Genomic DNA, 21,883 nt, shown 5'->3' with positions numbered 1-21,883 from the left:
CTCAAATGAAGATGGGCTCAATATTTTTAGCTGAGTTCTTGTGGATCGATATCCAGTGTCAGCTTCATATTGGATGGCTTATCTTGTAACAGGTTTTGCCACCAGCTACGGACATAATAATGCAAACGGGCACGGTCTGCGGACAATAGCACCATATGGGATTGATAGCGTCCGGCCTTGCGTTCCATCGGAGCAGGAATAGGACCCCAGATGTCCAGCACCAGATCGGGATATTGCCTGAGCAGAGCAGCATGTTTCTGTAAGAATTCGGTATTTTGTACCTGATCTTTGGATTCACAGCGAATCAGCACGGCATAACGAAAAGGAGGCATCTGGGCGATTTGCCGTTCGGTCAAAGTCTGCTTGGCAAAGGCACGGTAATTTTCAGTGACTAAGGTATTCAGCAGCGCATGATCAGGTCTTAGGGTCTGTAAATATACATCCCCTTTATGTTCCCCACGTCCTGCACGACCTGCGACCTGTATGATCAATTGTGCTATACGTTCTGTGGCCCGGAAATCGACACTGAGAAGACCAGAATCGATATCCAGAATTGCAACCAGCGTGACATAAGGAAAATGATGGCCTTTGGCGAGCATCTGCGTGCCGAGCAGAATCGCAGGCTCACTTTTCTGAATCTTGTCATAGATCTTTTGCCAACTACCGACCCGGCTGGTTGAGTCACGATCGACCCGGATCACTTCAAAATCTGGAAAAAGCTCATTCAGATGTTCTTCAACTTTTCCAGTCCCCATGCCTAAAGTGGCCAACTCCTGATGCTGGCATTGCGGACACTGTTCAGGCATACGATGAATGGTGCCACAATGATGACAATGCAGATGCTGATAAGGTTGCCGGTGTACAGTGAAATTGGCATCACAGTTCGGACACTGCGCCTGCCAGCCACAACTGCCACAAATCAGTACGGGCGCATAACCACGACGATTCAGGAAAATGAGTACCTGTTCTTTTTTAGCCAGGCGCTTTTTGATTTCTTCAATCAGATGCAGGCTGATGCCATGCTGCTTTGGCGCTACTTTTAAATCCAGAATATGGATTTTCGGCATTAGCGCTGTACCCGCGCGTTGATTCAGTTCCAGTACCTGCATTTTACCTTGCTGCACCAGTGCATAACTGTCAATGCTGGGTGTTGCCGAACCCAAGAGTACTGGACATTGCTGTAAATGTCCCCGGTACAATGCCACATCACGGGCATGATAGCGAAAGCCTTCCTGCTGTTTAAAAGACAGGTCATGCTCTTCATCCAGAATGATCAGGCCTAGATTCGGCATCGGTGTATAAATCGCAGAACGGGTGCCAAGTACAATGGACGCTTTACCGGTTTCAGCGGCTTGCCAGGCTTGTAAGCGTTTACTGTCATTCAGGCCAGAGTGAAGCAGGGCGATATGACAATGGAAGCGGGATTGAAAGCGGCTAATGGTTTGTGGCGTCAGTCCGATTTCAGGCACCAGTACCAGCACCTGCTTGCCCTGTTTGAGTACCTGTTCCATGATCTGAAGATAGACTTCAGTTTTGCCACTGCCAGTCAGGCCATCGAGTAAAAAGGCCTGATATCGCTTGCGGTATTTCAGCACTTGCTGAATCGCATGCTTTTGTTCCGCATTGGCCGTTAATGGCATCTGGGCCAGTTGTACAGGTTGCGGGCTAAAATCCTGTGCTTCCAGTACACATTCGCAAATCCCTTTTTTTTCGAGTGCTTTTAAAGTCGCTGTTTCTATTCCGGCCAGATTTAAGAGATTCTCAGTTGTTCCCACCGGATGCAGTTTTAGAATCCGATAAGCTTCCTGTTGCCTCTCGGAACGGCGAACTTTGGCTTCAGCCTCATGATCCAGCAATTTCCAGTTTCGGGCCAGCAGGTTATAAGGTTTGCCCTGACGCAATAAGGTCGGCAAGGCAGTCTGGATCACTTCCCCAATGGGAAACTGGTAATACTGTGCTGACCAGGTCAATACACTTAAAACTTGGGAATTGATAATGGCACGGTCATCTAAAAGCTCGGTAATGGCTTTCAGTTTGAAACTGGGATCAATCGGAGCATCTAGCGGTAATTTTTCAGTAATTACGCCGACCAGATTTTGCCGGCCAAAAGAAACCGCGACTCGGGCACCCACTTCTGCCTGCTGATATTGTTCCTGACTCAAGCTATAGTCAAAACAGTCAAACAGATGCACCGGCACTGCAACACGAACACGATAAACAGGGGCAGTAACGGGAACAGAATTTGGCATAGTAACAGAGTGGGTCCTGATGAAATTTCGTCGTGCTCAAAGTTCAGTTATGTTAGAGTGAGCAGATAATTTATATTGAAGAATATGAATGATTTTGATGGTCTGACGCAACAGCGTTAAGCAAAATTTTGGAAAATTAGAGCATTACAATGCCTGCATATCAGTTTACTGCGCTTGACGCTTCAGGGAAGCAGCAAAAAGGCGTGCTTGAGGGGGATTCAGCACGACAAATCCGGCAACAGCTTCGGGATCAGGCGCTGATTCCGGTCTCTGTAGATCCAGTTGAGAAAAAAGACCAGCACTACCGTCGCAAATGGTTTGAAAAAAGCATTACTGCTTATGATTTGGCTCTTATGACCCGACAACTCTCGGTACTGGTCGCTGCCGCAATTCCGCTGGAAGAAGCTATTCGCGCCGTCGGCAAGCAGAGCGAAAAAGTTCATGTGCAAAATCTGCTGATGTCAGTACGTTCTAAAGTGCTGGAAGGACATAGCTTGGCTCAGGCGCTACAACAGTCTGGACGTTTTCCAGAGCTGTATATTGCCACTATTGCGGCTGGTGAACGTTCTGGTCACTTGGACCTGATCTTGGATCAGTTAGCTGACTATACCGAAAACCGTTTTGCTATGCAGAAAAAGATTCAAGGGGCGATGATCTATCCGATTATTTTGCTCTTGATGTCTTTTGCAATTGTGATGGGTCTGATGACCTATGTAGTACCGGATATCGTCAAGACCTTTGATCAAAGTAAAGATGCCTTGCCTTGGATTACAGTGACTTTAATGAAAGCCAGCGATTTTATCCGGATCGCGTGGCCATTTTTATTGATAGGGAGTGCGGTAGGTATTTTTCTTCTGGTACGGTTTTTAAGAACAACGGCTGGGCATTATGCTTTTGATCGCCTGACGCTGAAACTACCTTTATTCGGAAAATTATCACGTGGCATTAATGCTGCCCGTTTTGCCAGTACTCTATCGATTCTGACCCAGTCCGGTGTGCCATTGGTGGATGCCTTACGTATCGGGGCAGCGGTAAGTAATAACTGGGTGATTCGGGATTCGGTTAATCTGGCTGCTGAAAAAGTCACTGAAGGCGGGAACCTGGCTACCCAGCTGGAACGTAGTGGTTATTTCCCCCCGATGATGGTACAAATGATCAAAAGTGGTGAAGCCTCGGGGGAGCTGGATCGTATGCTGGAACGGGCATCGACCATGCAGGATCGGGAAGTGACCACGCTGATCTCGACATTACTCGCACTTCTAGAGCCGCTGATGCTGGTATTCATGGCCAGTATTGTGCTGGTAATTGTGATCGCAGTGATGCTGCCAATCGTGAATATGAATAATATGATTTAAATAACATGTGTAACGTCTACAAAGAATTGAAAGTGCCTGAAACTTTCTAAAGATGAATGAGAGATATTGAATGAAAAGGAATCCAAATCAAGCCAAAGACCCTTCAACTATAGCGGTTGAACCTACCGTACGTGTGAGCCAGTTACGTGCCCATCGTGCCTCAGGTTTTACCCTGATTGAAGTAATGGTGGTTATTGTTATTCTTGGCGTACTTGCAGCGCTGATTGTTCCAAATGTAATGGGACGCGGTGAAAAAGCTAAAGTGGATACTACCGTCATCAAATTGCAGAGTATTGCGGGTTCACTGGATCAATATAAGCTGGACAATGGCAAATATCCAAGCATGCAAGAAGGTGGTCTGGATGCACTGGTAAATCAGCCAGCAACAGCGAAGAATTGGTTGCCAGGTGGCTATGTGAAAGGAGGTTACCCAAAAGACAGCTGGGATAATGACCTGCAATACGTGATTCCAGGAACCAATGGTCGTGCTTTTGATTTGTACTCTTTTGGTGCCGATGGACAGGTAGGTGGGGAAGGAACTGATGCTGATATTTATTACCAACCTTAACTGATAATTATTATAAATTAGTAGGTTATTGAATATATCACTTCACTTGATTGGTTGTTTCAATATTGGGTGAAGTGATAATAACTCTCAATCATAAAATATAATATAAGTAGATGAATTTAATAATATTATTATAATATTGATGATTTGATAGTTATAATAAGAATTATTCCCATATTTATCTATTACAATTATCGTAAAATGTGAATAAATATAGACTTTCTATTTACAAAAAATAGCTCATAATATTCTTAATGGCCCTTTTTTAGCCAAAGGAGAATGGTATGAAAGCATTAATATTATCGGATGAAATAAACCAGTTTCATTGGTCGATGCTGAAATCTGTTCTTTTGGTTTTAAGCATTCTTCCAGCCAGTCAGGGAATTTTGCATTTATGGCAGACCACTGAAGGCAGCAGCCAGATTATGGTGGGTTTTTTTGCCATTAGCATGATGAGTACCTTATTCGTACTATGCTTCTGGTCAGCATTAAAAGCGTCTGTCGTACAGTTTGAACAGGAACAGGCTTCTGCATTTGAAAACGGAATTGTACAGGTCTATCGCTATATTCCAATGCTGTCACTGGCGAGCATGTTATCTTATCTGGTGATCCAGTTTTAATAACATATAGATAAAAAACCGAGGCATGAACCTCGGTTTTTTATAGCTCCTCCTTTTTAAAAGAGGGACTTTTGAGAGAATTATCTTCTCGACTTAAAGCTGATATCCACCTTACGTGGGCGGAAGCGCCAACCCAGTAATAATAACAATACGGAGAAAATCAATACTGGCCAGTCGCTAAGTTTCATGTAAAGCGTTTCACCCTGCATGGCGGGTAACTCACCGCGGAGTATAGCTTCTTTATCCATAGGTGCACGTTTCACAATATGGCCATTGTGGTCGATGAACGCAGTTACCCCAGTATTGGTAGCACGAATAAACCAGCGACCATTTTCCTTGGCCCGCATTTGTACCATCTGTAAATGTTGCTGTGGACCGGCAGTGCCAGTAAACCAGGCATCATTAGATACGGTCACCAGAAAATCGCTTTGGCTGGCATTACGACGAGTCAGGTTTGGATAAGCCACTTCATAGCAAATCGCTGCACCTAAAGGATGGTTTTTCACATTTAATGGTTTCTGGATATCCGCACCACGCGAGAAACCACTCACCGAAGGGTCGTTTTGCAGAGCTGGAAGTACCCAACTGAGTGCGCCAGAGAGTGGAATATATTCTCCAAAAGGCACCAGACGCTGCTTCTTATAAAGACCACTCGACTCATCACCAGTGGCCATGATGCTATTGTAATATTTTGGCGTGCCTGCTTCCTGTGACTCAGCCAGATCCCAGAACGGAATACCTGTGACCCAAGCTGTTCCAGATTTTTCTGCCTGAACTTTCATGGCATCCAAGAAAGGTTCGATATCAGTCTGGAACATCGGAATCGAAGATTCTGGCCAGACAATCAGGTCACGTCCCCATTCTGTCTTGCTCAGATTTGCATAGATCAGTAAGGTTTTTACCTGATATTCAGTTAACCATTTCAGGTCCTGAGGGATATTGCCCTGAATCAGAGAAACGGTGAGCGGCTTTTCATTTTTTTCTTGCACAAAAGTCAGTTGTGCAGCACCCCAAGCCCCCAATAACAGGAATGCAGAAGGAACGATCCAGAAGACCTGTTTACTTAAGATTTCAACCAGTGCACAGGCCAGAACAATCACTACAAAGGACACCCCAAATACACCGAATAAAGGCGCGTAGGCATCCAGATAGAGCTCAGTAAAAGCATAACCTGCAAAGAGCCATGGGAAACCGGTAAATACCCAGGTTTTGGCCCATTCAAAGATCACCCAAAGTGGTGCGAAGGTAAGAGGTGTTTCCGGGAAAAATCGACGATAAATGCAAGTCTGAAGCGCAGTAAACAGTCCCATGACAATCGCCATGATCAGGATCATGATTACGCTCAGGAAAGCACTGGTATCGCCATACACATGAATAGAGGTATAGAGCCAGAATGCACCCACAAACCACAATCCAATTCCATAAGCCCAGCCAATACCAAAGGCCTGTTTCGCACTACGACCACGGACGCAAGCATACAGTAAGGCAGGAGAGAGAATCGCCAGCCACCAGTAATGATAAGGTGCCAAAGCCAGGCTAAAAATAGCGCCGGCAAATAAGGCAATCAATACAGGATAAATTAAGGCTAACTGCTTTTGCTGCTGGGCTGGATTTAATAGCTTATCGAAATATGCTCTCATTGGCGCACAGCTCGAATTAAACGAATAGAACGTGAATCTGCCTCAAGAATGGTAAATTGCCAGTTTTCCAGTTCAATCGTCTGACTTTCCAGATCATTTACCAGACCGATTTCCTGCAATAACAAACCGCCCATGGTTTCAACTTCATCATCGGAGAAATTGGCATCCAGCATATTGTTAAAATGCTCGATTGGTGTCAGCGCTTGTACTACCCATGTATTGGCTGTTTTCGGGTCTTGGTCTGGAACAATATATTGTGCTTCTTCATCAGCAATATCATGTTCGTCTTCAATTTCACCCACAATTTCTTCGAGAATATCTTCTAGGGTTACCAGGCCTGAAGTTGTACCGTACTCATCAATTACTACCGCAATATGAGTCTGGGTATTTTTCAGCATACGCAGAACCTGGTCGGAACGCGCACTTTCCGGTACAAACAATGGCTGACGCATCAAGGCACGAATATCGACTTTGGAAGAAGGCTCGGTCAGGAAAGGAAGCAGATCTTTGGCCAGCAAAATACCAACTACATTATCCGGTTGATCCGATGAGAACACAGGGAATCGCGAATGCGCAGATTCAACTAAAACATGCAAAATTTCGAGAAGTTGGTCATCTTCCTGCAAGCTAATCATGGACGTTCTTGGCGTCATGACTTCACGAATTTTGGTGGCCGGCAGATCCAGTACGCCTTCCAGCATTGCAACAGTATCGGGTTCTAAAAATCGACGTGAATCTTGTACTAATTTTAGCAGTTCGTCGCGAGTTTCGGGTGCAGTTCCCAGCCATTTACGTAAGCCGCGCATACCCCACGACGGGCCTGATTCCTCGTGCATGATCTTTCCTAAAGACTCTTAATATCTAAAAAAACGTGATTTTATCATACCGCAGAAAATACGCTTGTCTATTGTAATTATGCTGCGCAGACTTGATCTTACGGGTCAGTCTGGTTTTGTGAACTGGCTCAAAGCGTGGGCTGCAATGCCATAGCCGCTTTATGCTAAAATAAGGCTGATCTTGAATTCCTGAGTCTGTCGATGTCTGAAGCCGAAATTACGCCAAGCCTGCAATTGAATACCCGTGGATTACGCTGCCCTGAGCCAGTCATGATGTTGCATCAAGCCATCCGTAAGTCTAAAGCTGGTGATGTAGTTGAAGTTTTTGCTACGGATAATTCGACCTCTTGGGATATTCCAAAATTCTGTATGCATCTCGGCCATGAACTACTGCTCCAAGAAGAGCGTCTGGATGAAAATGGCAATAAAGAGTTCCATTATCTGGTGAAAAAAGGCGGTTAAAAGATTTTTTTGGGTAGATGAGTGATTCATTTGCCCATATTTTTGAAAGATTAGGGTCTGTTGACATTTACTGTTCATAATTAAACCTATAAAGGTAGCCATAAAAATATACAGGCTAAGGCAACAGCACTTTGATAATTTCTTTTGAGCTTGTCATATCGAGTAGCTATTCCTCTAAATTGCTTTAATCTACAAAACATATTTTCAACTAAATGCCTGATTTTATATAAATACCAGTCCATATGATCATTGTTCGATTGGCTATTTATTTTCTTTGGTATATTCGCTTTTGTCCCTGTTTTTCTGACCTGTTCACGCAGTGGTTCTGAATCATAGCCTTTATCTGCGCAGACCACTTTTGTCTCTTTTAAGTCTAATGTTGATATTAAATCAGGTGCAACTTTGACGTCATGTGTGGTTCCATCGGTAATCATGAAATCAACAGGATTGCCATTTGCATCAACAATCAAATGTATTTTTGAGGAGTTTCCTCCTACACTTTTAGAAATGGAACGCCAATCTCAACTTAAAATAAGATTTTCGAATTGAATTGGTGAATGACCAAGCTTTTTATTTAGCACCACACAAATTGTATGCGACAGAATTTTACGAGTTATGCGGTGGGTTAAATGCCATAGATCTTTTGCCCTCACTTTCTGAATGTGAAAGCGATCTGTTAATTGACCAATCACTGTTTCAATCTTTCTTCTGGCTTTCATCAGTATTTGCAGTGTCTCTTTAGGTCTGAAATCTATCATGTTTTTTCTAAAGGGTGTTTGTAAATCAATACCCTGATATTCATAATATCGTTTCAATTCTGGTCTTAAATAGCCCTTATCTGCTCCCAGTAAACCGTAAATATCATTCGTAATTTCAGGTGCAACATCTCGCTCATCACAATGAGCAGGTGCAAAGGTATAACCCGAAATCATGCCTGAAAGATTAATGACGATATGAGCTTTGAAACCATAATATTTTTCTTGTTTTGCAGCACAATAACTAAAACCTGCGTATTCTTTAAAGTTTTTATGCTTTCTAGCTCTGGTATAACTACAGACAGGGAGTGGGAAGCCATCAATAAAGTGAATGTTATCTGAACCATAACGCTGAATGAGCTGTGCCATAATGGATTGACTGACATGCCACAGGTTTGCACAATGTTTACAGAAATTGGGATAAGATCCTAATTTTGGAAACCATTCTAACCAATTGTTTTTGAAATACATCCAAATATTTTTGTCTGTATCTAAACCAAGAAATTCACCTACTATTTGCATAGTGATGATTTCTGCATCAGTAACAGCAGGCGGAAAACCACGAGTTCTCAGGGGCTGAGTAACAACAATGGGATAAAGTTCTTCTATGATTACATAGACAAAAATGATAAATTCTTCAATGGACATAACTTTGCTTTAATTTCTTGGTGGAAACTAAAATAGGGTTATGTCCTTTTTATTTCAATCACTTAAAAAGTTGAGATTGGGGTAAATGGATTGATTCGCTATACCGGCAGAATGTTGATGAGCACGTACGTGAGAGCCATCAATAAAAATCCACTCCATATCGGGGCATGATGCTAATAATTTGAATAATCTAAGCAACTTACCACTGCTTGACCAACGATTAAAACGTTTGAAAATAGAGTTTGATTGACCGAAATAGGAAGGAATATCTCGCCACGGACAGCCTGTTCTAATTCTATAGAGAATAGCTTCAATAAAATTACGTAAGTTTGAGTTGTGATGAATGGATAAATTACGCAAAATAGTTTTCAACTTTTGCCAGTGTTGATCTGTCAGCATGGTACGAGGCATAGCGAATAGTAAAATTGGGTTTGGCGATTTGATTTTACTACTTCGCTATTTTTTAAGCTAAAAGTGTCAACACACCCTAAAATTAAAAAAACTATTTTTTTGAATACTTGATCGGCTTGAAATTCCTGACTTTCAGAAAATAAAAAATTTGATATTCAAGCCTCTTCCAGAATTACAGTGATGAATCGGAACCATGGCCAGACCAATGAACCTAGGCTGGATATAAATAATTCACTATAATGCCGTAAAAATATTTATAACAATTAAAAATGATAAAAAATCATATCGCTCAAGTATTAGAGCAATTGGGTTTTAGTGCACAGAAGCGTGCTTTGCTTGTTCAGTTTTCCCATCAAAAACTTAATTCCGAAGTTTTTCTGCAACGTATTGATGGCCAACATGCCCTGAATCAGGGACTAAAGATTGAGCTGATTTGTGTGTCGACTAATGCCTTGATTCCCCTTAAAGAATTTATTGGAACTCAAGTAGCGATAGATCAGGTTACGGATCAAAGACAGTTATTTCGCAGTTCCGGAATTATTACTGCAGCAACTCAGGGACAGAGTGATGGCGCATTAACGCTTTATAAACTCATCCTAGAAGATGCAACGTCGCTATGGCATAAACGCCGTAATAGTCGTGTGTTCATGGACAAAAGTGTCCGAGAGATTACTGAAATCTTATTCAAAGAATGGCAGCGTAAGAGTCCATTGTTTGCGGCTGCACTCAAGCTGGATTTATCCGGTTTGCAGCAAACTTATGATGTGCGTCCTTTTACTATGCAATTGAATGAAAGCGACTATGACTTTTTAACCCGTTTATGGCGTAGTGAAGGGATTAACTGGTTGATTGATGAGTCTGAGTTTATAGTCGTGCATTCATCTGCACAGATTGCAGCGCAAAAGCTTAGATTAGTTGATGATAATAGCCACTACCAAGCTTTAAGCCGCAGGGCGATCCGTTTCCATCGTTCCAGTGCTACTGAACAAGAAGATAGCATTACCAGTATTATTGCAAAACGACAGTTGCAGCCGACCGCTGTACATATCCAGCGCTGGCATGCGGACCACTTGAATCAGGAAGAAGGCGTTGGTTCAGTACAAAGCAAGCACCAGCAGAGTCAGGTTCAGGATAATGCCAGCCTGGCATTGCAACAGGCCTGGAACATCAGTCCGGCATGGGTCACTGATCTCAGGCATGCAGATCAGGCAACCCCAGCCTCAGATGCACAAATCGAAAAAATAAACCAAAATTTGCAGCATTTCTATGCTGCACAGGCCAAACAATTTTTAGCAACATCCACAGTACGTGATGCCCAAGTGGGTTACTGGTTTCGGCTGGATCAGCATCCTGAAATTGACCAGCATCCAGCAGTAGATAAAGAATTTTTAATCATCTTCAAGAAATTTTATAACCAGAATAATTTGCCTAAAGACTTAAATGAGCAGGTCCATGCTTTAATTCAGCAAAGCTGCTGGAAGATGACAGAATTCAAGGACGCAGGTGAGCGTCAGGCCAACCAGCTAGTCTTACAACGTCGCCATATCCACTTGGTCCCTGAATACCAGCCTTTATTGCAGCGGCCACAGGCCTATCCGCAACGCGCCAAGGTAGTCGGGCCAGAAGATGAAGAAATTTATGTGGATGAATGGGGGCGGATCAAAATCCGTTTTCTGTTCACTCGTCCGAATGACCATGCTCACGATGGTGGCGCAGGCAGCAATGACAGTGATACAGATTCAGCCTGGGTAGATGTTCTGACCCCGTGGGCAAGTATAGGTTATGGGGTCCGTTTCTTGCCACGCATTGGTGAAATTGTGGCCGTCGACTTTTTCGATGGCAATATTGATCGGCCTTTTGTGGTAGGTCGGATTCATGAAGGCCAGCGTTCTCCGACGAAGTTTGATCAAAAAGGACAACTACCAGACACCAAAAAACTCAGTGGTATTCGCTCGCAAGAAGTACAGGGGCAAGGCTTTAACCAGCTACGTTTTGATGATACGACTGGCCAGATCAGTATACAGTTATATAGTAATCAAGCTGCCAGTCAGCTCAATCTGGGTAACTTGAGTCATCCGAAAGAACAGGCGGAAAGTGAAGGGCGGGGTGAAGGTTTTGAACTTAGAACTGATCAATCAGGTGCAGTCCGTGCAGGTGAAGGGTTATTGATTTCGGCTCATAAACAGCAAGCTGCAGATGGTTCACATATGGATGCTGAACCAGCGAAAAGCCAGCTTGAATCAGGCTTGCAGATGAGCCAAGCACTGAGTGATGTTGCTAAAAACCAGCAAACTGATCCGCTTGAAATCTTTGAGACCCTAAAAAGCTTTATTGAGCAAATTGAACAGCAAGATCAAGACAAAGCAGCTGCCTTTAAACAGGCAATCATGATTCTGACAGCACCAAAATCCATTGCGCTGAGTACTCAGCAGGATATTCATTTGTTTGCGGAAGGTCAAATTAGCCACCAGGCAGCGGACAGTATTAACCTAAGTTCGCAGAAAAAGATTATTGGTCATGCCTCTTCTAAAGTGAGTCTGTTTGCAGCCCAACAAGGCTTAAGAGCTTATGCCGCAAAAGGCAAAGTTGAACTACAGGCGCAAAATGATGGGATGGATATTAATGCGCGTAAAGGTATCAAAGTTGTTTCTACTGAAGATCAGATCGAAATTACAGCAGCGAAGGAAATTGTTTTAACTGCGGGCGGTTCTCAAATTGAAATCAGTAGTGCCGGAATTTTGCCGACGACAGGTGGTCAGTTTGAGATGAAGGCAGGACAACATCAATTTTTATCAGGGGAAAAGGTAATAAATGATATTCCCTATCTCCCTGCCTCACATAATAGTTCCTATGTTTTAGAGTTCGATGTGCGACATAAAATAAACAATAAATTATTAGAAAGCTCTCCAATTTTTAGTCTTATCGATTCTAAGGAGAATGTACGAACAGGAGAGATTCCCAAAGATGGAATTATTAGAGTTACTTCAGAAAATAAGGAAGAAAAATATACGGTTATGGTGCATAAATATGATGCAGAGATATCGGAGTTAGAAGAATGACTTATACGGCTCGTTTAAAAGTATTCTGTGATAATAAAGACCTTTTATCAAAATTAAGCTATACCTTACTAAATACGACAACTCAAAAAAGTTATGGAGGAAAAATTGATCCGAATGGTTGTACCAAAATCTATAATTGCAATAAATTAGATTTAATCTTTATAGAGTTAATTTTAAATAATTCAAAAATCGCCAGAGTGCGTGTTCCCGCACTAGAAAATGGCGAATTTAATAAATCGATATATAAATTAAAATCAACTACAGGTACAACAAAACAAGCAGAATCAAATAAAGTACCTGTTAAAGTTAAAAATGAATTAGAAATAGCACTTGAAGCTTTACATGGTACAGCACTTTACTTTAGTAATAACTTTTTAGATCATGATAGCTCCTTAAGAATTGCTTATATGAAAGCAATTAAAAAAATGAGTCATGATTACTTAAAGGATGTCGAAAATAGAAGAATGACTGTAAAAGACGCTTCGAAAGAGGCTCATACATTAAGAAATGATATTTTAGAACAGACTAGGAAAAAGAATTCTCCAATCGCGTTAGCAGTATCACAAAAAGAAAAAATAGCGGCTAAAAGTTTAGATCAATTCTTAGAATATTATGCATTGAAATTAAAAGATCCTGATAAATGGAAAAAACTGAAAGATCAGTCAAGACAAACCTTGGATAATTATGTAAAAGCATCAATAGGTACAAGAAATTCATATTTTCAGGCGCTTTCAACAGCAGATAAAAATAAAGTTTTTTATAGTGTAGTTAAAGGATCAGGGTCATCCCATGGAACCTTTGATAAAGCAGCAAAGTATATGAAACCACTAGGCAGAGTAATTGTAGTTATTTCAATTTCCTATGCTTGGTATGAGATTTATTCAGCTGAGAATAAAGAAAAGGAATTTTATAAAGAAGTCGCAACCATAGGCTCAGGAGTGGCAGCTGGCGCTGTGAGCGGCGCTATTGCAGGAGGAATTTGTGGCCCCGGGTCTCCCATATGTTCAACAGTAGGTGTAATAATTGGCAGTCTAGCGGGAGGGTATGGAGCATATAAATTAGTTGAAGCTTATGATGAAGAGTTGGAAGCTTTTACAGAATGGACTTTATTTTAATTCCAGTAGGTAGCCTGTATGTTTAAGTTTTTTAAAAGGTTAGTAAGAAAAGAAGCTAATAAAAATTTAGATGCGAATAATTATAAAACTAAAATTAAAAATTTTAGCCTAGAGCATGATCAGATTGTGGGTGTAAATATAGATGATGTAATAATAAAAATACCTTATATAGACATAGTAAGGATATCTATTATGGTTTATGAGGAAGATTTACTCCCTCAACCAATCTGGACTGTGCAAACAATAAAAGACATTATTGATATACCGAATGAATTAAATAATACAGATAAATTATTTTTTGAGGTTCTTAATAAAAAAATAGAAGGTTACAACTCAGTTCAAACCCAAGCAGAAATATTAAAAGCTATGAATGGTACCCATAACAGCCTATTTCATATTTGGCAGCGCCATGATGCAGATAAAATATTTAAATCTATTAAATACTAATTTTTTCTTGCACAAAAAAATTTAATGATGTTTATTTCATAATCTTATAAATATAAAAAAAGCCTCTAAAGTAATTAATTATTTTAGAGGCTTATGCAAGCTAACTAAGTATTACATATTCGGGTAGTTCGGACCACCGCCACCTTCCGGTGTTACCCAGGTGATATTCTGAGATGGATCTTTGATGTCACAGGTCTTGCAGTGCACACAGTTCGCTGCATTGATCTGGAAACGTTTTGAACCGTCATCATTCTCCATGATTTCGTAAACACCCGCCGGGCAGTAGCGCTGTGCAGGCTCATCCCATTTTGGCAAGTTGACATCTACTGGAATCGAAGCATTGGTCAGTTTTAAATGCGCAGGCTGGTTTTCTTCATGCACCGTATTCGATACAAACACAGAAGACAGACGGTCAAAGGTCAGCTTGCCATCCGGTTTTGGATAGTTCGGCTTGAAGTTCACTGCATCAACCGTTTTCAGAGTTTTAAAGTCTGGCACCAGATCATGCAGGGTGAATGGCACTTTAAACACGTTCTGGTCGATGAAGTTGAATGCACCACCCATCCATTGACCGAACTTGTGCATTGCCGGGCCAAAGTTACGTGCGCTATATAACTCTTCTTTCAGCCAGCTGTTGTTGAACTTGTCTGGATAAGCAGTCAACTCTTTTACAAAGAAGTCTTCACCTTCAGTCACACGTGCAATCGCCAGGTCACCACCTTTTTCCACACCGGCAGCAATCGCTTCAAATACCGCTTCACCGCAGAGCATGCCGGATTTCATGGCAGTATGTGAGCCTTTGATCTTGGCAAAGTTCAGGAAGCCCGCATCATCACCAATGAGTGAACCACCCGGGAAGGTGAATTTCGGCAGAGAGTTAAAGCCACCTTTAGTTACCGCACGCGCACCATAAGAAATACGCTTACCGCCTTCCAAGTACTGTTTAATCAGAGGATGGGTTTTCCAGCGCTGCATTTCCATGAATGGATACATGTGTGGATTTTCATAAGAAAGATCCACAATCATGCCTAACGTCACCTGGTTATTTTCAGCATGGTATAACCACCAGCCACCTGAAGAACCAGTTTCAGATAAAGGCCAGCCAGCACCGTGCATTACCAGGCCTGGTTTATGCTTGGCAGGATCAATTTCCCAGAGTTCTTTAATGCCGATACCGTAGTGCTGTGGATCAGCATCTTTGTCCAGATTGAATTTCTGGATTAGACGTTTGCCTAAGTGACCGCGACAGCCTTCAGCAAAAATGGTGTATTTGGCATGCAACTCATAACCTGGCGCAAAGTTATGTGTTGGTTCGCCATCTTTACCAATCCCCATGTCACCGGTTTGGATACCTTTCACCGTACCATCTTCATGATACAGAATTTCTGAAGCAGCAAAGCCCGGGAAGATCGATACTTCCAGCTCTTCAGCTTTCTGGCCTAACCAGCGCACCACGTTGCCCAGAGAGATGACATAGTTGCCATCATTGTGCATGGTTTTCGGCACCATCCAGTGCGGGGCTTCTTGTGATTTTTCATCTGAAAGAAGGAAGAAAGTTTTATCTTCTGTGACTGGCACATTTAAAGGCGCACCTTCTTCTTTCCAGTTCGGGAACAGCTCGTTCATGGCACGTGGTTCAAGCACAGCACCTGAAAGAATATGTGCACCGACTTCGGAGCCTTTTTCTACGACACAAACGGACAGATCATTTAAATTGTTTTCAATTGCAAGTTGACGGATCTTGATTGCAGCAGACAGGCCGGCAGGACCCGCACCTACGATCACAACGTCAAACTCCATCGATTCACGTTCGATGTGTTCCATGTAGGACTCCTCATATTTCTATTCGGTGGCAACCATAATCGGATGATTGGGTGCTGCCATGAGTGTTCTGAATTCCTAGACACAAAAATAGTAGTGTCTTTAAGCATCTGGGCTAGTATAGTTTTAAACCCAGGTTAAGCCAATTGGCTGAAACATATTATTTTTCCGTCATCAAGGTCTTCTTTATATGAATAAGTCAGCACCCGAGAAAAATCCGACGAAAAAAGTAGCTTCTAGCGATGATAAAAATTTAATGGATATCGCACAATACTTAAAAGATGCACAGGGCAGTCACAAAAGGTCAATCCCGCCTTTGGATCAATGGCAGCCAAAGCATTGTGGGGCAATGGATCTCAAGGTTTTGGCCAATGGAGAATGGTGGCACGAAGGTCAATTGATTAAGCGTCAGCCGATGATAGACCTGTTTTCAACGGTACTCTGGAAAGAAGAAGGAAAATTCTATCTAAAAACGCCGGTTGAAATGATTGAAATCGAGGTCGAAGATGAACCTTTGTTTGTGAATCAGGTGGATCAGGTCGAGATTGAAGGCAAGACTTACCTGCAATTAACCACCACAACTCAGGACATCATTATTGTCGATAGCGAACATCCTATCTTTATGCGTCAGTATCAGGATGAATTGCGTCCTTATGTGCATGTCCGTTTTGGAATCAATGCGCTGATTCAGCGGGCTGCTTTTTTACATCTGGTGGAGATGGGCGAGCTCGGTGAAAATGCTGCTGGAGAGACGGTTTTAAGCTTGAAAAGTGGTGATTTAGACTTGCATTTAAGCACCTGAGGTTTAAGCTTTGTCGCAAGGTCATTTGAAACAAGCAACTAGCAACGTTATGAGCGCTATCCAACCGATTTATCCCTTAGTAGATCCCATGCCTAAAGCCAGTGCTGATGCACCTATCGGGATCTTTGATTCTGGTGTAGGAGGGTTATCGGTTGCTTTGGAAATTGCCCGGTATTTGCCCAATGAGCGCTTTGTTTATTATGCCGACACGGCTTACGTACCTTACGGACCGCGTAAAGATCAGGAAATCCGTGACCTGACTGCGCGAGCGATTGAATGGCTGTATCGTGAAGGCTGTAAAGTTGCAGTCGTCGCCTGTAATACCGCTTCTGCTTTTAGCCTGGATTATTTACGTGAGCATTACGGTGAAAACTTTCCGATCATTGGTCTGGTGCCAGCGCTAAAACCTGCAGTCCTCAATACCCAATCCAAAACGGTGGCCGTTCTGGCCACACCTGCAACCTTTCGTGGCCAGCTGATTAAGGATGTCATGACCCGTTTTGCCGAGCCGGCAAAGGTCAAAGTGATTCCGGTGACCTGTCTGGATCTGGTGCCTTTTGTAGAAGCCGGCCAACAGATGAGTCCTGAGTGTCTAGCGACATTAACTCAGATTTTACAACCGGTTGTTGATCAGGGTGCTGATTATTTAGTGCTAGGATGTACACATTACCCCTTCCTAAAATCGTCAATTCAGTATATTTTTGGTCAAAAGCTGACATTAATTGACTCAGGATTCGCGGTTGCGAGACAAACGGCCCGAATTTTGATTAAAAATGGGTTATTATTTGAACATGAGTGCAAGGACAGTCTGAAAATCCGACTTGTGGTTAGTGGTCAAAATGCTGAACAGCTCCAGCCGATTTTAGGGCATCTGATTCCAGCCGATATTAAATGGCAGGTCAGCAATATGGAGACAGAAGTCAGCTAGGCGACCATCACTCATCTTATAATTTTCAAAGATATATTTTTATACTGGGGTCGTCATATTGTGTCAGGGCAGGGTGTAGCCGGCCAGATCAATGCGCAGTAAAAGAGGATAATCAATGCTCGATAAACGTTATCAGGTGTTTATCTCCACCTCTGGTGCAGAAATGCAGCCAGAGCGGATCATCTTGTCACAAACTTTGGTCGGCATGGGTTTCTTTTCCTGGGGGCTGGAACAACGCACTCCTTTAAATACTGCATTTGCGCGTCGCCAGATTGATGACTGTGATTATGTGGTGATTCTGCTGGGTAGCCAGTATGGTGAGCAGTCGGTTTCCGGTGTGGGTTATATGCACCTGGAATATATTTATGCTGTGACCAAGCAGAAACCGATTATTGTATTTATGCATGAAGATCCGGCTTCACGTGATCCTTCATTGCACGATACGAAACCTGAATTACAAGAAAAATTTAAAGAATTTCGTCAGTTATTGCAGCAGGAAGCTGATCAGGTCTTTTGCTATCGCACCTTGCGTGATCTGGAAATGGCGGTACGTTTGAACATGCCGCAAATGCTGGAACGCTATCCGGTAAGTGGCTGGGTACGTCCGCAGAATACTCAAGCCTTGCATGACGAGATTGACCAGCTCAAAGCCAAAGTGGCCCAACTGGAACGCGATGGGGGGACACGTGAAGTGGATCCTTTCCTGAGCCTGCCGAAAGTGTCTATGCATGAAGTTTTCTCTTTCGAATACCGTATGCATGCTTATCAGGATGGTAACTTTAAAGAGCTGAAAGTTGAGAAAAGACTGACCTGGGCACAATTGCTGGCTATTCTTGGTTCTACATTCATTAATCCAACGCCGGAGGAATTTTTCTCCAAGCGTATGAATGAGTATTTGAATGAAACCGGTCTGGCAGATGCACGAGCGGAAATGCCGCGCGCGCATGCTGTAGCCCGTGCCCAGATTAATATCCGTGCCCTGCATAGCCTGAAATTGCAAATGCGCCAGAATGACTGGATTATACCGTCGGGCCGTGATGACCGCCAACGTCTGCTTTGGCAGATTACGCCTAAGGCACAGAAGCTGCTAGACAGTAACTTGCTGGATAAAGATCGTACTTTTCAATATAAGTCAGTGTATTAATCCATATAGAGAATAAGTAAAAAGCTGTTAAAGTAAGCAGGTTGATACTACGACGGGCGTACTGCATGTTTTCTACAGCTAAACCGAAAGTTACGATTATATTGGCAAATTTAGGCACACCTGATGCACCGACTGTGCCGGCAGTACGCGATTTCCTGAAGCAGTTTTTATCTGATCAGCGTGTCATTGAAATTCCCAAGCCAATCTGGCAACTCATCCTGCGTTTATTTATTTTACCGTTCCGTCCTAAGCGGGTTTCCCGTGCCTATGCACAGGTCTGGGGCCAGGATTCACCGATGCGTGAGATTCTGCTGCAGCAGGTAAGTCAAGTAAAGGCTAAGCTCATTGAACAATATCCGCAATTTGAACTGAATGTGGTACCTGCCATGACCTATGGCAATCCCAATATTCAGGCTGTTCTTGATCAGATTTCGGCTCAACCGCAAGATCATATTATTCTGTTTCCGTTATTCCCCCAGTATTCAGCGACTTCTACCGCACCTCTGTATGATGCGGTCGCAAAATGGGTGCTGAAACAGCGCAATCTACCTGGTCTGTCGATTATCCGCGATTATTATCAGCATCCTTTATTTATCCAGTCACTGGCACAAAGTGTTCGGGATTATCAGGCGATTCATGGGCAGCCAGAAAAACTGTTGATGTCATTTCATGGTATCCCGCAGCCCTATGCCGATAAAGGTGATCCTTATGCGGATCGTTGCCGGATCACAGGCAAACTGGTTGCAGAAGCTTTAGGTCTATCTGAAGATCAATATGCAATTAGTTTCCAGTCCCGGTTTGGTAAACAGGAGTGGGTTAAGCCTTATACGGATGCCTTAATTGAAGAGTGGGGCAAACAGGGCGTGAAATCAATTCAGGTGATGAGTCCGGCTTTTTCGGCTGACTGTCTGGAAACACTGGAAGAGCTGGCCATGGAAAATGGGGAGACCTTCAAGGCCAATGGCGGGGAAAGCTACAGTTATATTCCGGCTTTGAACAACCGTGAAGATCATGTGCAATTGCTCAATACGCTGTTACAGGCTAATCTTGAAGCATTGAATCAGACGCTTGCCCATTAATCTTTTGAGGTTTCTTATCCTATGTTACAAGTCAAAATTGTTCCTGTGACTGCATTTCAGCAAAACTGCTCGATTCTTTGGGATAGTGACAGTAAAGAGGCTGTTTTGATTGATGCAGGGGGCGAACCTGAGAAATTAAAAGCGGAAGTAGAAGCACTGGGCTTAACAGTCAAGGCTTTATGGCTGACTCATGGTCATCTCGATCATGCTGGAGCAGTTGGTGCTTTAAAAAAAGTTTGGGATGTGCCGGTGATTGGTCCGCATAAGGACGATGCATTCTGGCTGGATATGATTCAGGAAGTGTCTGCCCGTTATGGCTTTCCGATTCCGGAAAAAGTAGAAGTCACGCAATGGCTGGAAGGTGGAGAAGTTCTCAAGCTGGGTGATGAAGAGTTTGAAGTACGTTTTGCCCCAGGCCATACTCCAGGTCATGTAATGTTCTATAACAAGAATCATGCTTTGTTATGGACAGGGGATGTACTGTTTAAAGGTTCAATTGGGCGGACAGATTTCCCGCGTGTCGATCACCAGCAGTTAATCGATTCAATCCAGCGCGAATGTTTTAGCCTGCCGGATGAAACCCAATTTATTTCAGGACATGGTCCGATCAGCAATATTGGTTTTGAAAAGCAGCATAACCCTTTCGTTGCAGGAAAAGCGGGTTAAAGTAGATAAAAAGATCAGCCTAGCTGGTCTTTTTATTTGTTAAAAGGATTATTTAAAGACTGACGGGTTTGTGCGTAGATCAGCCAAGTCATAATGGCAAGGAGAATTCCAACAACAATAAATAAGCCATCCTGTTGGAAAATGCCTATTCCTAATGACAATATCGCAAGTATTCCTACCCCAATTAAAATAATCTTTAGAATAATGTAGCCCATATTCTTGCTCTAAAATAATGTGATATTTCTGCGTAAGAACATAGTATTAAACTGGCATATGTGCTGTTAACTTGTGTTGGGTTTCTACAAGCCTTTTATAAAAATCATGTAATTATTTAGGATATGCTTAATGTGATAGGATCTTCTAAAAGGTTCAGTCTTCTTCAGAAGATTCAACCGCTGGAGCATCTTGGGTTGGCAGTTTGTATTCTTCGCTGGCCCAAGCGCCAAGGTCAATCATTTTGCATCGTTCCGAGCAGAAAGGGCGAAATTCATTATTTTCCCAAGTGGTCAGTTTGCCACAGCGTGGACATTTTAAAGTGGTCGACATCAGCGCACTCCCTAGAAAAATAAAGCTTCGATTAGGCAAATATAACTGCACTTGTTAGACTTATACAGTTTTTATTAGTTTGATCTGATTATGTCGATTCGTCAATTTCAAGCACAGCGTATGCATGCGCCTCGTGATTTCCAAAGTATCAGTTTTGAACCGGTTTGTGTGGAAATCGGTGCGGGCAAAGGTAAACATGCTTTGCTCTTCACTCAGACCAATCCGAACAGCAAGCTGATTGCGATCGAGCGAACTCGAGAGAAATTTTTGGCCATGCAAAAACAGCATGCGCTGGAAGGACAGCCGAATTTACAAACGGTTCATGCTGATGCCTTGCCTTGGATTGTGCATGCTCTCTATCCAGCGCAAGTCGAACAGTTCTTTATTTTATATCCGAACCCTGAGCCGCATAACCCGGCACAGCGCTGGCTGAATATGCCATTTTTTGAGTTTTTATTATCGCGTTTAAAAACTGGTGGCACGATCACTTTAGCGAGTAATATTCCTGAATATATTGAGGAGGCAGAGCAGCAGGTTCAAAATCTGTGGAAATTGCCTTTCGTTAAAGAAGTCATTGGCCAAGACTCGGCAAGAACTCATTTTGAAATTAAATATCTAGAACGTGGTGAGTTGTGCCAGCAATTGATTATTAGTAAACCGGAAGGCTATACAACGCGTTTTGATGAGTTTCAGCCGCTACAAGGGCAGAATACGAGTTCAGCGGAATAAGCC

20 protein-coding genes and 2 pseudogenes are annotated in these 21,883 nt (G+C 42.8%); 13 read left to right on the top strand and 9 right to left on the bottom strand.

Annotated elements, in window-relative coordinates:
- Positions 1 to 26: 26 nt before the first annotated feature.
- Complete coding sequence (locus tag C3F22_RS12930; RefSeq protein ID WP_104426675.1) at positions 27 to 2,249, bottom strand: primosomal protein N'; 2,223 nt, start codon at positions 2,247 to 2,249, stop codon at positions 27 to 29.
- 149 nt (positions 2,250 to 2,398) lie between these two features.
- On the opposite strand from C3F22_RS12930, the gene gspF reads away from it, so the two are divergent.
- The 3 genes from gspF (at position 2,399) to C3F22_RS12915 (ending at position 4,792) form a co-directional block, all read left to right on the top strand.
- Complete coding sequence (gene gspF, locus C3F22_RS12925) at positions 2,399 to 3,604, top strand: type II secretion system inner membrane protein GspF (protein ID WP_004781737.1); 1,206 nt, start codon at positions 2,399 to 2,401, stop codon at positions 3,602 to 3,604.
- Positions 3,605 to 3,674: 70 nt separating this feature from the next.
- Positions 3,675 to 4,172, top strand: coding sequence for a type II secretion system major pseudopilin GspG (gene gspG / locus C3F22_RS12920; RefSeq protein WP_104426674.1), 498 nt, complete (start codon positions 3,675 to 3,677; stop codon positions 4,170 to 4,172).
- Positions 4,173 to 4,456: 284 nt separating this feature from the next.
- On the top strand, positions 4,457 to 4,792 hold the full coding sequence (locus C3F22_RS12915; protein ID WP_104426673.1) for a hypothetical protein: 336 nt from the start codon (positions 4,457 to 4,459) through the stop codon (positions 4,790 to 4,792).
- A gap of 80 nt (positions 4,793 to 4,872) precedes the next feature.
- Here C3F22_RS12915 and lnt read toward each other — a convergent pair whose 3' ends face one another.
- Entirely contained in the window at positions 4,873 to 6,432 is a 1,560-nt protein-coding gene (lnt, locus tag C3F22_RS12910; RefSeq protein ID WP_104426672.1) for an apolipoprotein N-acyltransferase, read from the bottom strand.
- Complete coding sequence (locus C3F22_RS12905; RefSeq protein WP_104426671.1) at positions 6,429 to 7,268, bottom strand: HlyC/CorC family transporter; 840 nt, start codon at positions 7,266 to 7,268, stop codon at positions 6,429 to 6,431. Before C3F22_RS12905 ends, lnt begins: the two co-directional genes overlap by 4 nt.
- A gap of 201 nt (positions 7,269 to 7,469) precedes the next feature.
- Between C3F22_RS12905 and tusA the strand changes: the two genes are divergently transcribed.
- On the top strand, positions 7,470 to 7,730 hold the full coding sequence (gene tusA, locus C3F22_RS12900) for a sulfurtransferase TusA (RefSeq protein ID WP_004781744.1): 261 nt from the start codon (positions 7,470 to 7,472) through the stop codon (positions 7,728 to 7,730).
- 86 nt (positions 7,731 to 7,816) lie between these two features.
- Here the strand turns inward: tusA and C3F22_RS12895 are convergent.
- From C3F22_RS12895 to C3F22_RS12885, 3 genes and pseudogenes are all read right to left on the bottom strand, one after another.
- Positions 7,817 to 8,245, bottom strand: a pseudogene (locus C3F22_RS12895) (IS5 family transposase); the annotation flags it as partial.
- Between the two features lie 6 nt (positions 8,246 to 8,251).
- On the bottom strand, positions 8,252 to 9,133 hold the full coding sequence (locus C3F22_RS12890; RefSeq protein WP_004282326.1) for an IS982-like element ISAba9 family transposase: 882 nt from the start codon (positions 9,131 to 9,133) through the stop codon (positions 8,252 to 8,254).
- 84 nt (positions 9,134 to 9,217) lie between these two features.
- Positions 9,218 to 9,544: pseudogene (locus tag C3F22_RS12885) on the bottom strand (transposase); the annotation flags it as partial.
- Positions 9,545 to 9,813: 269 nt separating this feature from the next.
- Here C3F22_RS12885 and C3F22_RS12880 point away from each other — a divergent pair.
- From C3F22_RS12880 to C3F22_RS12870, 3 genes are read left to right on the top strand one after another with little or no spacing between them, the layout of a single operon-like run.
- Positions 9,814 to 12,603, top strand: coding sequence for a type VI secretion system Vgr family protein (locus C3F22_RS12880; RefSeq protein WP_104426670.1), 2,790 nt, complete (start codon positions 9,814 to 9,816; stop codon positions 12,601 to 12,603).
- The gene (locus tag C3F22_RS12875; RefSeq protein WP_104426669.1) at positions 12,600 to 13,718 is read left to right on the top strand and encodes a hypothetical protein; all 1,119 of its coding nucleotides are present in this window, start codon (positions 12,600 to 12,602) and stop codon (positions 13,716 to 13,718) included. The genes C3F22_RS12880 and C3F22_RS12875 overlap by 4 nt, the downstream gene beginning before the upstream one ends.
- A gap of 18 nt (positions 13,719 to 13,736) precedes the next feature.
- Entirely contained in the window at positions 13,737 to 14,165 is a 429-nt protein-coding gene (locus tag C3F22_RS12870) for a hypothetical protein (RefSeq protein ID WP_004781752.1), read from the top strand.
- 111 nt (positions 14,166 to 14,276) lie between these two features.
- Here C3F22_RS12870 and C3F22_RS12865 read toward each other — a convergent pair whose 3' ends face one another.
- Complete coding sequence (locus C3F22_RS12865) at positions 14,277 to 15,989, bottom strand: electron transfer flavoprotein-ubiquinone oxidoreductase (RefSeq protein ID WP_104426668.1); 1,713 nt, start codon at positions 15,987 to 15,989, stop codon at positions 14,277 to 14,279.
- 187 nt (positions 15,990 to 16,176) lie between these two features.
- Between C3F22_RS12865 and C3F22_RS12860 the strand changes: the two genes are divergently transcribed.
- From C3F22_RS12860 to C3F22_RS12840, 5 genes are all read left to right on the top strand, one after another.
- Positions 16,177 to 16,788 (top strand): DUF1285 domain-containing protein, encoded by a 612-nt coding sequence (locus tag C3F22_RS12860; protein ID WP_004781755.1) that lies wholly within the window; start codon positions 16,177 to 16,179, stop codon positions 16,786 to 16,788.
- A gap of 49 nt (positions 16,789 to 16,837) precedes the next feature.
- Positions 16,838 to 17,716, top strand: coding sequence for a glutamate racemase (gene murI / locus C3F22_RS12855; protein ID WP_034169818.1), 879 nt, complete (start codon positions 16,838 to 16,840; stop codon positions 17,714 to 17,716).
- 115 nt (positions 17,717 to 17,831) lie between these two features.
- Positions 17,832 to 18,860, top strand: coding sequence for a DUF4062 domain-containing protein (locus C3F22_RS12850; RefSeq protein WP_004781759.1), 1,029 nt, complete (start codon positions 17,832 to 17,834; stop codon positions 18,858 to 18,860).
- Between the two features lie 65 nt (positions 18,861 to 18,925).
- Positions 18,926 to 19,939, top strand: a complete 1,014-nt coding sequence (hemH, locus tag C3F22_RS12845) for a ferrochelatase (protein WP_004781761.1) — start codon at positions 18,926 to 18,928, stop codon at positions 19,937 to 19,939.
- Between the two features lie 21 nt (positions 19,940 to 19,960).
- Entirely contained in the window at positions 19,961 to 20,605 is a 645-nt protein-coding gene (locus tag C3F22_RS12840) for an MBL fold metallo-hydrolase (RefSeq protein WP_104426667.1), read from the top strand.
- 32 nt (positions 20,606 to 20,637) lie between these two features.
- Here C3F22_RS12840 and C3F22_RS12835 read toward each other — a convergent pair whose 3' ends face one another.
- On the bottom strand, positions 20,638 to 20,820 hold the full coding sequence (locus C3F22_RS12835) for a hypothetical protein (protein ID WP_104426666.1): 183 nt from the start codon (positions 20,818 to 20,820) through the stop codon (positions 20,638 to 20,640).
- Positions 20,821 to 20,974: 154 nt separating this feature from the next.
- On the bottom strand, positions 20,975 to 21,151 hold the full coding sequence (locus C3F22_RS12830) for a DNA gyrase inhibitor YacG (RefSeq protein ID WP_104426665.1): 177 nt from the start codon (positions 21,149 to 21,151) through the stop codon (positions 20,975 to 20,977).
- 84 nt (positions 21,152 to 21,235) lie between these two features.
- Here C3F22_RS12830 and C3F22_RS12825 point away from each other — a divergent pair, with 84 nt between their 5' ends.
- Complete coding sequence (locus C3F22_RS12825; RefSeq protein ID WP_171284756.1) at positions 21,236 to 21,880, top strand: SAM-dependent methyltransferase; 645 nt, start codon at positions 21,236 to 21,238, stop codon at positions 21,878 to 21,880.
- Positions 21,881 to 21,883 lie beyond the last annotated feature (3 nt).

It is taken from the genome of Acinetobacter sp. ACNIH1, from assembly GCF_002934695.1.
In the GTDB taxonomy this organism is placed as follows: Bacteria; Pseudomonadota; Gammaproteobacteria; order Pseudomonadales; family Moraxellaceae; genus Acinetobacter; species Acinetobacter variabilis.
The sequence above is the reverse complement of the archived record's forward strand: the minus strand, read 5'-3'. Positions and strand labels throughout refer to the sequence as shown.

Coding starts and splice junctions, on each gene's coding strand:
- C3F22_RS12930 (WP_104426675.1), bottom strand. CDS start 2,249: ATGCCAAATTCTGTTCCCGTTACTGCCCCTGTTTATCGTGTTCGTGTT.
- gspF (WP_004781737.1), top strand. CDS start 2,399: ATGCCTGCATATCAGTTTACTGCGCTTGACGCTTCAGGGAAGCAGCAA.
- gspG (WP_104426674.1), top strand. CDS start 3,675: ATGAAAAGGAATCCAAATCAAGCCAAAGACCCTTCAACTATAGCGGTT.
- C3F22_RS12915 (WP_104426673.1), top strand. CDS start 4,457: ATGAAAGCATTAATATTATCGGATGAAATAAACCAGTTTCATTGGTCG.
- lnt (WP_104426672.1), bottom strand. CDS start 6,432: ATGAGAGCATATTTCGATAAGCTATTAAATCCAGCCCAGCAGCAAAAG.
- C3F22_RS12905 (WP_104426671.1), bottom strand. CDS start 7,268: ATGCACGAGGAATCAGGCCCGTCGTGGGGTATGCGCGGCTTACGTAAA.
- tusA (WP_004781744.1), top strand. CDS start 7,470: ATGTCTGAAGCCGAAATTACGCCAAGCCTGCAATTGAATACCCGTGGA.
- C3F22_RS12890 (WP_004282326.1), bottom strand. CDS start 9,133: ATGTCCATTGAAGAATTTATCATTTTTGTCTATGTAATCATAGAAGAA.
- C3F22_RS12880 (WP_104426670.1), top strand. CDS start 9,814: ATGATAAAAAATCATATCGCTCAAGTATTAGAGCAATTGGGTTTTAGT.
- C3F22_RS12875 (WP_104426669.1), top strand. CDS start 12,600: ATGACTTATACGGCTCGTTTAAAAGTATTCTGTGATAATAAAGACCTT.
- C3F22_RS12870 (WP_004781752.1), top strand. CDS start 13,737: ATGTTTAAGTTTTTTAAAAGGTTAGTAAGAAAAGAAGCTAATAAAAAT.
- C3F22_RS12865 (WP_104426668.1), bottom strand. CDS start 15,989: ATGGAACACATCGAACGTGAATCGATGGAGTTTGACGTTGTGATCGTA.
- C3F22_RS12860 (WP_004781755.1), top strand. CDS start 16,177: ATGAATAAGTCAGCACCCGAGAAAAATCCGACGAAAAAAGTAGCTTCT.
- murI (WP_034169818.1), top strand. CDS start 16,838: ATGAGCGCTATCCAACCGATTTATCCCTTAGTAGATCCCATGCCTAAA.
- C3F22_RS12850 (WP_004781759.1), top strand. CDS start 17,832: ATGCTCGATAAACGTTATCAGGTGTTTATCTCCACCTCTGGTGCAGAA.
- hemH (WP_004781761.1), top strand. CDS start 18,926: ATGTTTTCTACAGCTAAACCGAAAGTTACGATTATATTGGCAAATTTA.
- C3F22_RS12840 (WP_104426667.1), top strand. CDS start 19,961: ATGTTACAAGTCAAAATTGTTCCTGTGACTGCATTTCAGCAAAACTGC.
- C3F22_RS12835 (WP_104426666.1), bottom strand. CDS start 20,820: ATGGGCTACATTATTCTAAAGATTATTTTAATTGGGGTAGGAATACTT.
- C3F22_RS12830 (WP_104426665.1), bottom strand. CDS start 21,151: ATGTCGACCACTTTAAAATGTCCACGCTGTGGCAAACTGACCACTTGG.